Raw genomic sequence first — 13,009 nt, forward strand, 5'->3', positions numbered from 1 at the left:
GTTGGGGGACAGTGCTCCTAAAGGGGCAGAGGGGCCCATTCAGCGGAGCGGGACGACGTCTGCGGGGCGGGCCCGCAGGTCTTCGGGGCTCCAGTCCGGCCGGGCCTGGAAGGGGCCGAGGCAGATGGTGGGGGTCGCCCACGGGTCGGGCTTCCACAAGGGATGGACTTCGGTGCGGACGGAGAGCAGCGTTCCGTCGGCGGCTCGGATGTCGTAGCAGGCGACCCGCCGGACGACCTGCCTCAACATGGCGTTGCGCTCGATCGGAAGGAAGGACTTCCATTCGGCGAGGAGGCCGATCATGAGCGCCTTGTACTGCTCCTTGGGCGGGCTCGCTTCCGCCTTGCCCAGTGCGTCAAGCCGTGCGATCAGCTTGGCCCTGTCGGCTGCGAGTTGGTCCCGTACGCGGGCGAAGGAGTCGGCAGGGTACTTCTGGGGGTCCATGGCGTTGTCCATGACGAGCCGGTCCATGGCGGCATCGACCCGCTTCACGTCGGCGGTGAGCCGTCCTCGCTCGCGCAACAGCGCTGCGTCGGGGTCTTCCGTCGGAGCGGCCTTGCGCTCTCCAGGGGGCAGCGCGTCCACCTCTTCGGCGAATTCGTCTCTGATCCAGTCGCGCACCGCGTCTTCGACTTGCTCGCGCTTCACGTTGATTCCGTCGCAGGCGCTCTTACCGGCGCCCTTGCGGAGCCCGCAGACGAGCCAATAGCCCTTGACCTGCTCCTTCTTGTCGGTGCTGTACGAGGCGTGGCTGAGGTGTGCTCGACACCGTCCGTGACGCCCGATGCCGCTCAGGGTGTAGGCAGCCACTCGCGCACGGGGCGGTGTCTTCTTGGTGCGCTCGCGATGCTCCTTGTACTCCTCCCACCGGTCCGGGTCGATGATCTTCGGCTGTGCTCCGGGCAGGGAGAGCATGCGATCGGCGGTGCACTTGCCCAGTTCGGCGTTCTTGCCGTACCCGCAGCGGCACTCCCGGTCGTGGACGCGGAGGAGGCCGGCGGCGAATCCGGAGTCGAGGTAGCGGCTGATGTTGCTCGTGTACCAGACGCCGCCGGTCATCGATGGGATGCCGACTTCCTCGTTCAGCCAGTAGGCGATCTGTGTGAAGCCCTGAGGGGTGGGCGTCGCGAGCTTCCGGTCGTACATCTCCTCGACGATGGACGCGAAGTCGGGGTGGAGGGTGTACCGCTCTTCCTGGAGGCGCCATCCGCCGGGCAGGGTGGCGTCGGGGACGCGGCGGGGGTGCCAGACGTACCCGAAGCGGGGGCGTCCGGTGGCGGGGAGTTGGTTCTTGATCCGGAAGGCGTGGGCCTCGCGCCATGCCTCGCCCGCACGGTTCGACTCGTAGTTGCCGAAAGCGAAGATCATCTCTCTTTGCAACTCACCGAGCGCCGTGGTGACGTCCACGAACTCGGTAGCCGATTCCAGCTCGCCGCCGACCGCTTCCAGGCGGGCGAGGTTGGCCGCGGTCCCGGTTCGGTTGCGGCCGAATCGGCTGTAGCGCCACACGGCGATGCCGCGCGCCTCACGCTGCTCAACACGCTCGATACACCGCATGATCTTGCGCCGGAAGTTCCGGCCTGTGGCGTCGAGGTCGACGACCATCGGCTCGGCGAGACGGCGGCCGGTGCGGGCCGCCCACTGCCGGATCGCGCTCTCTTGAAGCTCCGGGCTGATCAGCTCCTCTTTCCATGTGCTGACCCGGATGTAGCCGACCCAGGGAAGGTCATCGTCTGGCGGCCTTCCCTGGTTCTGCCGTGGTACGTACAGGCTGCTCACGGTACGGCTCGATTCTCCTCGGTGGTGGTGTTGGCGTCCGGCCGACGGCGTGCGTTGAGGCTGATCACGTCGGCCGGGGATTCATCGCGTCCGCATACCTCGCACAGTCCAGGGGACGGCGGGCGCGGAACGTCGATGATTCCTCGGCCGACGTGGTCCAGCGCTTTCACGTAGCCCTCTTTCCGGGCCTGGTCGAGTTGTTCGGCAGAGGTCTCGTGGGTGCGGGTGATCATGACCCAGTACATGACGGGTACCGCCGCGAGGAGCCCGAGGAGTCCAGCATCCGTGAGGGGGGCGGTGCTGGTGACCCATCCGGTGACGCCCGCGGTAAGGGACGTCGCGAAGAGGCCGGCAGTGAGGGCAGAGACGGTGCGGCGGTAGATCATCCGTGTTTCTCCTTGCTAGTCGGCGGTCCTCTCGTCCGAGGCGTCGCCGGTGGCGCGGTTCCGTTTGACGGTGTCGATGACGGCCTCGACGATCCTGCGGTCGCCGGGGTCGGTAATGCCGAGTTCGTCGAGTGCTTCGTCGGGTGTGATCGGGCGGGCGACGGCGGGGCGGGTGCGGACTCGGTCGACGTCGTCGTGTGTGAGCCATCCGGCGTGGATGAGGATCTCGCTTAGGGGGTCGCCGAAGAAGGCGGCGAGCGCCTGCAAGGAGTCGATGCTTGGGGTGCCGGAGTCTGCGAGGAGTCGCGTCAGGGTCGGTGACACGATTCCGCTGTCGCGGGCGAGCCGTGCTTGCTCGCCTCTATCTGGGATCTGATATCCGGCGCGTCGGGCGCGGTCTAGTAGCCACTGCCCGAAGGTGGGGCGCTTCGTTTCGTCCATGCATGGACGATACCGCGCACAAAACGATCACGGCACTAGATGCCGCGAGTCTGGCCGGATTCTTCACAGCATGCACCCCCTGAGGCCAGAACATCGCTGGTCGGGCCACTTCGAACGTACGCACGATTCTTATCAGTCAGCACGCCGCTGTCAACGGAATCTCACACTCTGCACAAAGTCCATCACGTTTCACAGCCGTATCGATGGTGCACGTGTGAACGAAGTGCTACTGTTCCATGCATGGACGAACGGAACGTCCATGAAAGGAACGCGCCATGTACGACCGCACACAGCTCGTTACCGCCGCTGAGCGCAAGGGCGACACCCGTCGGGGCCGCGTCTCCGCCGCCGCCGTCGGCCGCCGTCTCGGCGTCCCGCCCAACACCGCCTGGCGCCTGCTCAACGGCGTGACCGCGCCGAGCGGGCCCGTCGTCGCCGCCGTCGAGCGGCACTACGGCGTCAAGGCCCGCCACCTCCTGATCCGGAAGGCGTCGGCATGACCGCCCCCGTCATCCCCCGCGAGCAGGCCCTTCGGAACTTCCGCCGCGTCCTCGACGCCGCCCGCGACCGCCGCGACCGCGACCGCGCCGCCGGCCGACTCGACCCCGCGACGGAACAGCTCCTCCGCCGCCTCGAACGCGAGCAGCACGAACAGGCCACCCCCCGGCCGATCGCCGCCTGAAACCGCGAAGGGCCGCCTGGATTGCGCCCAGACGGCCCCGCTGATCCCCCGAAAGGAACCAACATGCAGACCCAGGGTACCCGCCCCCTCCGCGCCGTCGAGGCCATCAACGGAGCCCGTGCCTACCGCCGTCAGTGCGCGTTCCGCGACTCCCTCGCGACGCAGCTGCACGCCATCCACCCCGGTATCGCCCGCGTCCACCTGACGCCGGTCGTGACCGACATGGGCGGCGAGGTCCGCCGTCAGACGCTCGTGTCGCTGTACGACTCCACCGGCTTCGCCGTCACCGCGCCGCTCGGCGCGCACCGCGCCGCCCGGCTCCTGGTCCTCGACGCGTTCCCGGGCGCCGACTGGAGCCTCCCGCAGATCTACAACGCCGGGTACGGCGTGCTGTCCGTCAACGTGCCCGAGGCGCCGGCCGAGCTCGGCATCGACACCGCGCCGGCGGTGACCGCGTGATCCGCCCGACGATCACCGCCGACGGAACGGCCGTACGCCTGCCCGTCGCCGCGGCCATCACCCCCCTGCTCGACGAACTCGCCATCGCCTACGCCGACGACCCGGACATGGTCGGCCGGCTGCTCGCCGGGCACGCCGCCGCCGTCCTCTCCCTCGATCACGCGGTCGTTTCGGACGACACGCCGGACTGGGAGCGGGCGATGCGCGCGGCCGAGGCCGACGGGACCCGTGAGGCGCTGCTCGGCGGTCTGGAGTCGGCCGAGCGTCTCGACGACGTCCTCGGGCCGGACGACGCGATCAGTCTGGCGACCGCGCTCACGAAGCAGGCCGCCCACATCCGCCACCGCACCACCGCACAGGAGAACCGCTCGTGACCGTCACCGCCCTGCCCTTCGCCCCCACCGGCCAGCCCTCGACGCCGCCCGTGACCGGTCCGGCCGATGTCACGTACGAGCCCGCGCCGAGCGGCGCACCCGCCGATGCCCCCCGCGTGTTCGCCGCGATCAACTCCGTAATGCGGGACGCGATGCCCGTCGGGAAGAACCAGACGAACAACCAGCAGAACTACAAGTTCCGGGGCATCGACGACGTCATGTCGGCCATGGCTGGCCCGCTGCGCGCCCACGGAGTGTTCATCCTCCCCAGCATCGCCAGCCACAAGGCCGAGCGGCGCGGCGAGAAGATGACGCACGTAGTGATCCGGATGCGGTATCGGATCTACGGCCCGGCCGGTGACTGTCTGATCGCGGATGTTCCGGGCGAGGCCTCGGACTTCGCCGACAAGGCCACCAACAAGGCACAGAGCGCAGCTCTCAAGTATCTGCTCTTCACCCTGTTCATGCTGCCCGTGGACGGTCGCAGCATCGACGATGGCGACCGGCACCACCCGGAGACGCCGCCGGAGCACCGTGCCGAGCGTCAGGAGCAGCAGCGCCGCCAGCAGCAGCGCGCGCCTCGCCAGAACCAGCAGCCGAGCCGGGGACAGCGGCCCGCTTCCGGGCCTCGGTCCCAGCCGGAGCAGCCGCGCCGGGACTTCAAGGCCGAGGCCGAGAATGCGACGAGCGAGGAGCAGTTCACCGCGGTTCGGGCCGCCGCCGTCGAGGCCGGCGCCCCGGCGGAGTACCTCGCGACGCTCGACGCCATCGCGGACGGGAAGCGCGCGGACACGCGCGCCCCGCAGCAGTCTCGCCCCGCCCGACCCGCGCCGTCCCCGGACGCCACCATCACCGAGGCGCAGACCGGTGCCGCCGCCGAGGAGGCCCTCCGCCTCGCCGCCTCCCGCGCCGGATTCCAGACGCTCGACGCCGATTTCGAGCGCGCCCACGGCCGCACGATCGGCCAGTCCGACCCGGCCACGCTGCACGCGTTCCGCTCGATGATCGAGAGGGCCGCCCAGTGACCGAACCGACCGCCGCCGTCCCGGCCCCGGCCCCGGCCGAAATCCGGGACGCCGTAACCCGCGTCGCCGTCCTCGGCGCCCTGTTCGACCAGATCAAGCAAGCCCACAAGGAAGCCCGCGCCGACGCCGAACAGCTCCTCGAAGCGCAGTACCGGGCGACCGGCACCTCGAAGACCGACGCCGTCCTCCCGAACGGGACGAAGGTCGCCAGCATCTCCCGGCGGGGCGGCGAGCGCGCCGCCGAAATCACCGACGACGCCGAGTTCATGGCTTGGGTGCGCGACACCTACCCCAGCGAGTTCGTGGTCGAGATGATCCCGATGCGCCTGGAGACCCGCGTTCAGCCGGGGTTCGCCGCGAAGGTGCTCGCCGAGGCGACCGCCGCCGGGACGGCCCGGTACGTCGACGCGGAGACCGGCGAGGTGCACGACGTGCCCGGCGTCGAAATCCGCCCGTCCCGGGCCGCCACGCACCAGATGACCTACACCCGCACGTCGAAGGCCGAGGCGCTCACCGGCCGCGAACTGGTCGCCCGCGCGTGGCGCAAGGGCGAGTTGGCCGCTCACGTGCTGCCCGCCCTCGCTCCCGAGCAGGCCTGACCCTCCCGTACGACGGCCCGCCCCGTCCCCCGATCGGGCGGGCCCCTCGACCAGGAGCACCACCATGGAACAGACCAACCCGATCGGCCGACCGCTCCCCGCGTCCCTCCGCGAGCAGGTCACCACGATGCTCGAAGCAGGAGCCACCAACCGCGCCATCGCCGCCGAGTTGGGCCTCGACAAGGGAACCCCCGCCCGTTACCGCGCCGCACTCGGCATCCCGGCCGCGCCTCGGCCGCCGCGCTCCTGCCGCACGGACAGCGTCGAGGAGCGATTCCACAGCTTCGCCCGACAGGTCGACGGCGGCCACATGGAATGGACCGGCCGTCGGGTCAAGATCGGACGTACGCCCGTGTTCAGCTACAACGCCCGGACACTCACCGCCCGCTCCGTTGCCTTCCGCATCGCCCGGGGCCGGGACCCCCGGGGGTACGTCACCGCGGAGTGCGAGTTCGAGGGGTGCGTCGCGCCCGCCCACGTCGCTGACGAGCCGTCCCGAACTCAGCTCCGCGCTCAACTGGCCTCGCTCATGGGCCTCGATCTCAGCCTCACCGAGTGCGGCCGGGGCCACGAGACCGCCACGCACCGCCGGTACCTCCCGGACGGACACCCGTACTGCGGCGCCTGCGTAGCCCTTGCCCACGACGCCCGCCGGGCCGCCGCGTGACCGGCCGCGAGCGGCTCGCCCGCGCCCGTCGCATGCTCGACACCGCGCCGCCGGCCTCCGTTCCTGGACAGCTCGCCCTCGACCGGCCCCGGCTGACGTGCGACACCGGCAGCCCCCGGTGTGGCGCCGTCCCGGCCCGCCCGTACCCGTGCGGGTGGCGGTGCGAGGTCCACAAGCCCGTTCCCCGCCCGCGTCCGGAGGTGTCGTGACCGTCGCACTCTGCCCGCCGATCACGTACGGCATCGGCCGCATCGACGCCGAGCCGCTCACGTCTGGCCCCCGGTACGTCCGGACGGGCGGAATGAGCCGTTGGCACCGCCCTCGGGCCGGTATCCGCTGGTCGGACGGCCGCACCGTCTACACCGTGTGGTGTGGGCAGACGGTCGGGGGCCTGCGCGCCGCTCAGCCGATGCGGACCGCGGACGTCGTCCCGGACAGTCTGCCGGTGTGCGGGACGTGCGACGGCCGCGCGGTCGGTGCCGGGCAGGACGATCAGGCCCCCGGGCGCCCGCCGCTGATGTTCGGGCCGCGCGGCCTGACCCCGCCCCGACACTGCCCCGCCTCCCGGACCGACCTGTACGCGCTACTCCCGGGCGGCACGGCCGGCCTGTGCCTCGCCTGCCGGGACACCCACCCCGTCCGGGCAATGGGCGGCCCGTACGCCTCGCGGGTCGGCATCGTTCAGCACCCGCCCGGGGGCGGCCTGTTCGAGCCGTGTCCGTTCCACCGGTGGCGGCACCCCCGCCGCGCCGACAGCGGTCTCGCCTGTACTTGCGGCCGCCCGCTTACCACCCCGCAGTAGCCCCGCAACGCCCCGGGGCGAGGCCGGACCTGATCCCCTCGCCCCGGGCGCCCCACCCGACAGGAGCACCACACCGTGACCCTCGACGCATACGACTGGGCATGGCGCCACGCCCGCTCGCGCGGCAACGCGCGGCTGGTCGTGCTCGCGGTCGCCGACAAGACCACCGGCCCCGACGCCGAGGCCAGTCTCAGCACCGCCGAGGCCATCCGGCGGCTCGGCGGAGTCGGTAAGGGGGTCGCCGTCAAGGCCCTCGCCGACGCCGTCCTGTCCGGCGACATGGTCATTGCGCAAGAGACCGCGGGGTCCCGCGCGACCCGATACCGCCTCCCCGGAGCGGTCGGCTACACCCGCCGTAGTGGTCCGGATTCCGGACCGGAAGCGACATCGGCAGAGCGGTCCGGAATCCGGACCACAAACGGTTTGCGGTCCGGATCGCAGACCACAAACACCCCCGCTAGTGGTCCGGAATCCGGACCGGTAGACCCCACCCCCGAAGACGGGTTGTGGTCCGTAATCCAGACCGCTAGTGGTCCGGAATCCGGACCCCATCACTCACCCAGTGAAGGAATGAGTGAAGGAGGGAAGGAAGACGGCCCGCCGTCGGCAGTCGTTCCCGACTACGCCGCCGAGTTGGTCGGCCGGATCACTGCCGCACGGGTCTACCCGCAGTGGAGCCTCACCCCCGGCGAATGGCTCCGCGTCGACGCCCTGATCAAGCGTTCCGGCGTCGACATGCTCGCCTCCGTCGCCGTCCGGGCCGCCAGCAAGCGCGACGTGTCCCACGCCCGGTACTTCCTCCGCGCCTGGCAGTCCCTCCCCCCGGCCGCCGCCCCCGGCACCATCCCCGCCGCCGCCCCCGCCGGCCCCGACTCGAACGTCGTCCCCTTCGACCGCGCCCGCCCTTCCCAGCCCGGCCGCGCCGCCCAAGCAGCCGACTGGTACGCCGACCTCGTCTGAGGAGTCCCCACATGGACCGCCGTGAAATCGCCGCCCTGCTCGCGTACACCGACCGCCTCGACCCCAGCCGCGCCCCCACCACCAAGGAGGCCGCCGCCGAACGTCTCACCCAGTGGGCCGACCTGCTTGCCGAGGTCGCCGCCACCGCACCCCACCCCGAGGGCCGTCACTGGGACGCCTCACAGGCCGTCCGCCACCACATCGCCTCCAGCCCCTACCCGATCAAGCCGTCGGACGTTGGTGGTCCGTGGCAGGCCTTCCGCCGCGACATCCTCAGCCGCCACCAGGACCCCGTACCCGACGTCGATCCGAACGACGAGGCCGCCTATCGGGCCGCCCTCGCCGGCCAGCGCCGCGCCATCGAAACCGGCCGCGCCATCGCCACCCCCCGCGCCCTGATGCCCGGTGAGACCGGCACCCGCGACCAGCGTGAGCAGGCCAGCGCCGCCCGCCTTGCCTCCCTCGGCAGCTACGTCCCCCGCACCGTTGCCGGAGCCCTCGCCCCCTACCGGCCCGTCCGCGCCGAACGTGAACGCCTCGCCGTCGCCGGGCAGCCGGACGCCCTCGACGTCCCCTGCACGTGGTGCAAGGCCGAGACCGGAGAACCGTGCCGCGACATGCGCCTCAACCCCACCACCCAGGCCACCAACATGCGCCGCCGTGCGCGCCCCCACCCCTCCCGCCTCGACGCCGCCACTGCCCAGCGCCACGCCCAGGAGACCGCCGTATGAGCGCCCGCCACCGCCGCCGCAACAAGTCCGACCGCACCCGCAACCTCAGGCGATTCACCATCACCGGCTCGTGGGACAGCAACCCCGACCAGCCCGCCCGCTGGGTCACCCGAGACCCGAAGGAGGCCCGCCGCGTCGCCCGCAGCATGGCGGCCAAGGGCGGATACGTCATCGTCGAGGAACTCCTCCCCACAGGTGTGTGGGAGACGTGGTTCGAGCTGGACGGCCCCGCGGTCGTCGCGGAGCAGCGCGCCGCCGAGGCTGCCCTCGCCGCTGGATGGCCGGCCACTCCGACCGGATACCGGCCCGACGCCGACGACCGCCACCGCACGTGGCTCGTCGAGCAGGGCCTCGCCGAGGACCGCCGCGCGCAGGCCCGCGCCCACGCCGAGGTCCTCGCCGCCAAGCAGGCCGCCCACCGCCGACGCATCGCCGCCGAACTCAGCCACACCTCCCGTCACCTCATGACCGCGCCCCCGGAGGCCCGGCCCGACTACCGCCGCGCCGCCCGCCACCTGACCGGCGCCCAGCGATGACCGCCCCCGCGCCGATCCCCGACGCTGCCCTCGCCGTCATCCGCACCGTCCTCGCAGACGAAGGCCTCGGCGATCTCCTGTACCGACCCGAACGGACCGCTCAGCGCATCGCCAGGAAGCTCCGCGCAGATGGATGGGAGCTGCGAGTCATCGACGACACTCCAGCCCCGGAGACGGACACGTAGGCCCGCACAGGGGGGCGGCATGCAACTCCACACCGCCGCCCCCTCGGTGCTATGTTTCATGCATGCACGAACCGTGCATGTGTGACCGAACCGTGGGCGCCGCGCGCTCAGACCCCCAGAGCAGGAGGCCAGAGCCCATGACCCCCGCAGAGCGATTCGCCGCCAAGGTCACCGCCGGCCCCATCAGCCTTACCCGCGCAGCCCCCGGCCCCTGCCACCTCTGGACCGGCGGAGCCCGCAGCAAACGCCCGCACGACGCCGGACAGTTCGGCGAGTACTACGGCGCCTTCCACGTCAACGGCCGCACCGTCCGCGCCCACCAGTACGCCTACGAACAGGCCCGCGGCCCCATCCCCGCCGGCGCCGAGATCGACCACCGGTGCCGCCGCCGCAACTGCGTGAACCCCGACCACCTCGAACTGGTCGACCACCGCACCAACACCCTCCGGTCGACGGCCCCCACCGCGCTCAACGCCCGCAAAACCGCGTGCATCCACGGCCACCCCTTCACCCCCGAAAACACCCGCATACGCACCGACGGCTCCCGCCGCTGCATCACCTGCGAACGCACCCGCCCCACCACCGAAAGGCAGGCCGCCTGATGGCCGGAGAAACCACCATCACCCTCGCCGGAAACCTCGTCGACGACCCCGAGATGCGGTTCACCCCCGCCGGACACGGCGTCGCCAAGTTCCGCATGGCATCCACCCCCCGCACCTTCGACAAGCAGGCCCAGGAGTGGAAGGACGGCGACCCCCTGTTCATGACGGTGAGCGCCTGGCGCTCCCTCGCCGAACACTGCGCCGAGTCCCTCCAGCGCGGCACCCGCGTCATCGTCACCGGCGTCCTCAAGCAGCGCTCCTACGAGGACGGCCAGGGCGTCAAGCGCACCGTCTACGAGGTCGAGGCCGACGACGTCGCCCCCAGCCTCAAGAACGCCACCGCCGTCATCACCAAGGCCAACGGCCGACAGAACAGCGGCGCCCAGCAGAACCAGGGCTACGGCGGCGGCCAGCAGAACACCGGCGGATACGCCCAGCAGCGCCCCCAGAACGACCAGTGGAACACCGGCAGCACCAACGAGCCCCCGTTCTGACCTCTCTCAGCGGCCGACCGGACGCCGCGTCGGCCGCGCGCGCGAACACCTCGACCTGACCGAGACCAGGAGCACCCCTGATGACCACCACAGCCCTGTGGGCGTTTACCGCCCTCGTGTACGCCCTCCGCGCCATCTTCGTTGCCCGGCACGCCTTCCCCGATACGTGGGTAAAGAGCGCCGCTCTCGACACCGTCGTCATCGTGGCCGCGCTGGTGTCCCTTGCTGCCGCGGTTCTGTCGTGAGCCAGGCCACGCCCCTTCCGGGCGATTCCCCCATGGCGGCCCGCCTGCCCGCGCTTGCCGTCGCATGTCCGACGTGCGGGGCGGCGCCCGATGCCCTGTGCACCTCGCACAGCGGCACCCGTACCCGCTTCCACGACGTCCACCAGGCCCGTACCGCCGCCCACCAGGAGCAGACCCGATGAGCACCGACCGCCCCGTCCGCCCCGCCATGACGATGCGCGAGATCCGCGAGGCCCTCGGCCACAAGGCGCCGACCACCGTGAAGCCGATCGAGGTCGGCCAGACGTACCGGCCGACCGAGTACAACCAGGCCCGCCTGTCCGAGGACCGCGCCACCGTCACCCGAGTGTGGACGCCGGACGGCCAGAGCGAGCAGACCATCGCCTACGACATCGCCACCGTCGGCTACCGCGGCCTCCCGAGCACCACACACAGTGCCCTGGCGGAGTCGGTGTTCCGGAAGTCGTACGCCCTCGACATCCCGGAGCCCGCCCCCGAGTCCCCGGCCGACATCGTCGCCCGCGCCGTCGCCCTGCTCGACTCCCTCGACGGCGTCACGTACGCCATCGTCCGCCCGGACACCGCCACCACCCTCGACGTCGTTGGGCGCGCCCGAGGCATGGACCCCGCGCACGGCGTCGAGGGCCTGCGGTCCATGGCCGACGCCATCGCCATCCGCGATGCGCAGCGCCGCGCGATCGTACGCGAGGCCGCCGAGGCGCCCGCGCCCCCGGCCAACACCTCGGACGCCAACGGGCAGCGCCTCCGGGCCAAGGCGCAGGTACTCCGCGAGGCCGCCGACGACATCGAGTCCCGGAACAACGGCTGCACCGTCCCCGGAATCCTCGGCCTCTGCCCTGTCTGCCAGACCCGATCCGCCGAGGCCGCCAAGCTGCGCACCGCCGCGACCGAGCTGGAGCAGCACGCCGCGGCCCGCCCCGCCACCTGCACCTGCGGAGTCCCGACCGACACGACCGCCGTCCACCGCGCCGACGCGCCCTGCTACGTGAAGGACACCGACCAGTGAGCACCCGCACCATCACCCGCGAGCAGGCCGCCGACTGGGGCCTCCCCAACGACCTTGCCGACCCCGCCGACGACCCGAACCACCCCAGCCTCGCCGTCGAGTTCCACCGCGCCGAGGACACCGGCCGCCGCCGTTGGGCGTCCGAGAACGACCTCGTGTTCCGCGCCCCCGACGACGGCCGCACGTACCGAGTGACCTACTTCCGCGGCCTCACCGAAACGCAGTACGACCACGACGTATGGAACGACGAGCGTGCGATCGAACTGACCGAGGTCGAGGAGGTGTCTGTGCCCGTCGTCGAGTGGCACCGCGTCGGCGACAAGACCCCGCCGGCCGAGCCCGAGGACGACACCGCGTCGGCCCCGGCGCCGACCGGCGACGTCTTCACCGAGGCCGCCATCCGTCGCAGCGCCTACCTCGACGCCGCCAACGCCCTCGCCGACCCCGGGCCGAACACCTGCGGTTGCCTCGGGTGCGCCGAGTGCGCCCTCCACCGCGCCTCCCAGGATCTCCGCCGCCTCGCCGACCACTACACCACCGCCGAACAGCCCCTCGGGCTCACGTGGGAGGCCCGCGCCGACCACGCCGTCCGCCTCTACGCCCGCACCGCCATCGAGCTGGAGGACGCGAAGGCCGAGGCCGCCCGGCTCCGCGCCGAGCGCGCCACGCTGATCGAGCAGCGCGACCGCATCGCCGACGACACGATCAAGGCCCTCGCCACCGCAGAGGAGCCCCAGACCGTCACCGTCGCCCACGTCGAGGCCGCTCTCCGCGCGTGGCTCACCGACTTCGACTACGACCAGCACAAGGCCCTCCAGTGCGGCGAGGACGACGGCCAGGACCACTACCCGGACGAGGCCGCCGAGTTCTTCCAGTGCCTCATCCAGGCCGCCGGAAACAGCCGGCCGCTGTCCCCCGAGGACCAGGCCGCCGAGACGCTCGCCGCGGCCGACGAGCCGACCGGCTGATGACCGGCTTCCTGGTCACGGTCGCGTACGTGCTCCTCGTGAGCCTG

General features: G+C 71.7%; 20 protein-coding genes. 17 read left to right on the forward strand and 3 right to left on the reverse strand.

The features are described from left to right. Nucleotides 1-39: 39 nt before the first annotated feature. Genes ACIP84_RS38045 through ACIP84_RS38055 form a run of 3 tightly spaced genes read right to left on the reverse strand, consistent with a single transcriptional unit; the run spans nt 40 to nt 2,606 of the window. Nucleotides 40-1,779, reverse strand: a complete 1,740-nt coding sequence (locus tag ACIP84_RS38045; RefSeq protein ID WP_401804857.1) for a recombinase family protein — start codon at nt 1,777-1,779, stop codon at nt 40-42. Continuing rightward, nucleotides 1,776-2,165, reverse strand: coding sequence for a hypothetical protein (locus tag ACIP84_RS38050; RefSeq protein WP_401804859.1), 390 nt, complete (start codon nt 2,163-2,165; stop codon nt 1,776-1,778). The genes ACIP84_RS38045 and ACIP84_RS38050 overlap by 4 nt, the downstream gene beginning before the upstream one ends. A gap of 15 nt (nt 2,166-2,180) precedes the next feature. Next, nucleotides 2,181-2,606, reverse strand: a complete 426-nt coding sequence (locus ACIP84_RS38055) for a helix-turn-helix domain-containing protein (RefSeq protein ID WP_401804862.1) — start codon at nt 2,604-2,606, stop codon at nt 2,181-2,183. Nucleotides 2,607-2,881: 275 nt separating this feature from the next. Here ACIP84_RS38055 and ACIP84_RS38060 point away from each other — a divergent pair, with 275 nt between their 5' ends. The 17 genes from ACIP84_RS38060 to ACIP84_RS38140 all read left to right on the forward strand — a co-directional run bounded on the left by ACIP84_RS38060 (nt 2,882) and on the right by ACIP84_RS38140 (nt 12,962). Continuing rightward, nucleotides 2,882-3,106, forward strand: coding sequence for a helix-turn-helix domain-containing protein (locus tag ACIP84_RS38060; protein ID WP_401804865.1), 225 nt, complete (start codon nt 2,882-2,884; stop codon nt 3,104-3,106). Further along, complete coding sequence (locus ACIP84_RS38065; RefSeq protein WP_401804868.1) at nt 3,103-3,288, forward strand: hypothetical protein; 186 nt, start codon at nt 3,103-3,105, stop codon at nt 3,286-3,288. The genes ACIP84_RS38060 and ACIP84_RS38065 overlap by 4 nt, the downstream gene beginning before the upstream one ends. Nucleotides 3,289-3,351: 63 nt before the next feature. Next, on the forward strand, nt 3,352-3,747 hold the full coding sequence (locus tag ACIP84_RS38070; RefSeq protein ID WP_401804871.1) for a hypothetical protein: 396 nt from the start codon (nt 3,352-3,354) through the stop codon (nt 3,745-3,747). After that, nucleotides 3,744-4,121 (forward strand): hypothetical protein, encoded by a 378-nt coding sequence (locus ACIP84_RS38075; RefSeq protein WP_401804872.1) that lies wholly within the window; start codon nt 3,744-3,746, stop codon nt 4,119-4,121. The genes ACIP84_RS38070 and ACIP84_RS38075 overlap by 4 nt, the downstream gene beginning before the upstream one ends. Next, nucleotides 4,118-5,146 (forward strand): ERF family protein, encoded by a 1,029-nt coding sequence (locus ACIP84_RS38080; protein ID WP_401804874.1) that lies wholly within the window; start codon nt 4,118-4,120, stop codon nt 5,144-5,146. Before ACIP84_RS38075 ends, ACIP84_RS38080 begins: the two co-directional genes overlap by 4 nt. Continuing rightward, nucleotides 5,143-5,745 (forward strand): hypothetical protein, encoded by a 603-nt coding sequence (locus tag ACIP84_RS38085; protein WP_401804876.1) that lies wholly within the window; start codon nt 5,143-5,145, stop codon nt 5,743-5,745. Before ACIP84_RS38080 ends, ACIP84_RS38085 begins: the two co-directional genes overlap by 4 nt. 64 nt (nt 5,746-5,809) lie before the next feature. Then, the gene (locus ACIP84_RS38090) at nt 5,810-6,412 is read left to right on the forward strand and encodes a hypothetical protein (protein ID WP_401804879.1); all 603 of its coding nucleotides are present in this window, start codon (nt 5,810-5,812) and stop codon (nt 6,410-6,412) included. A gap of 205 nt (nt 6,413-6,617) precedes the next feature. Continuing rightward, the gene (locus ACIP84_RS38095) at nt 6,618-7,214 is read left to right on the forward strand and encodes a hypothetical protein (protein ID WP_401804880.1); all 597 of its coding nucleotides are present in this window, start codon (nt 6,618-6,620) and stop codon (nt 7,212-7,214) included. A gap of 570 nt (nt 7,215-7,784) precedes the next feature. Then, complete coding sequence (locus tag ACIP84_RS38100; protein WP_401804883.1) at nt 7,785-8,174, forward strand: hypothetical protein; 390 nt, start codon at nt 7,785-7,787, stop codon at nt 8,172-8,174. An 11-nt stretch (nt 8,175-8,185) separates the two neighbouring features. After that, nucleotides 8,186-8,905: a cell surface glycoprotein gene (locus ACIP84_RS38105; RefSeq protein WP_401804885.1), complete on the forward strand. Its 720-nt coding sequence runs from the start codon at nt 8,186-8,188 to the stop codon at nt 8,903-8,905. After that, nucleotides 8,902-9,441, forward strand: a complete 540-nt coding sequence (locus tag ACIP84_RS38110) for a hypothetical protein (protein WP_401804887.1) — start codon at nt 8,902-8,904, stop codon at nt 9,439-9,441. The genes ACIP84_RS38105 and ACIP84_RS38110 overlap by 4 nt, the downstream gene beginning before the upstream one ends. 322 nt (nt 9,442-9,763) lie before the next feature. After that, nucleotides 9,764-10,228, forward strand: coding sequence for an HNH endonuclease signature motif containing protein (locus tag ACIP84_RS38115; protein ID WP_401804888.1), 465 nt, complete (start codon nt 9,764-9,766; stop codon nt 10,226-10,228). Beyond that, a complete protein-coding gene (locus tag ACIP84_RS38120) occupies nt 10,228-10,722 on the forward strand; it encodes a single-stranded DNA-binding protein (RefSeq protein WP_401804890.1) in 495 nt (164 codons plus the stop codon). The genes ACIP84_RS38115 and ACIP84_RS38120 overlap by 1 nt, the downstream gene beginning before the upstream one ends. Nucleotides 10,723-10,802: 80 nt before the next feature. Beyond that, the gene (locus ACIP84_RS38125) at nt 10,803-10,967 is read left to right on the forward strand and encodes a hypothetical protein (RefSeq protein ID WP_401804892.1); all 165 of its coding nucleotides are present in this window, start codon (nt 10,803-10,805) and stop codon (nt 10,965-10,967) included. Then, complete coding sequence (locus ACIP84_RS38130; protein ID WP_401804895.1) at nt 10,964-11,149, forward strand: hypothetical protein; 186 nt, start codon at nt 10,964-10,966, stop codon at nt 11,147-11,149. Before ACIP84_RS38125 ends, ACIP84_RS38130 begins: the two co-directional genes overlap by 4 nt. Continuing rightward, a complete protein-coding gene (locus tag ACIP84_RS38135) occupies nt 11,146-11,994 on the forward strand; it encodes a hypothetical protein (RefSeq protein ID WP_401804897.1) in 849 nt (282 codons plus the stop codon). The genes ACIP84_RS38130 and ACIP84_RS38135 overlap by 4 nt, the downstream gene beginning before the upstream one ends. Continuing rightward, a complete protein-coding gene (locus ACIP84_RS38140; protein WP_401804899.1) occupies nt 11,991-12,962 on the forward strand; it encodes a hypothetical protein in 972 nt (323 codons plus the stop codon). Before ACIP84_RS38135 ends, ACIP84_RS38140 begins: the two co-directional genes overlap by 4 nt. Nucleotides 12,963-13,009 lie beyond the last annotated feature (47 nt).

It is taken from the genome of Streptomyces sp. NPDC088707 (genome assembly GCF_044752725.1).
Taxonomy (GTDB): Bacteria; Actinomycetota; Actinomycetes; order Streptomycetales; family Streptomycetaceae; genus Streptomyces.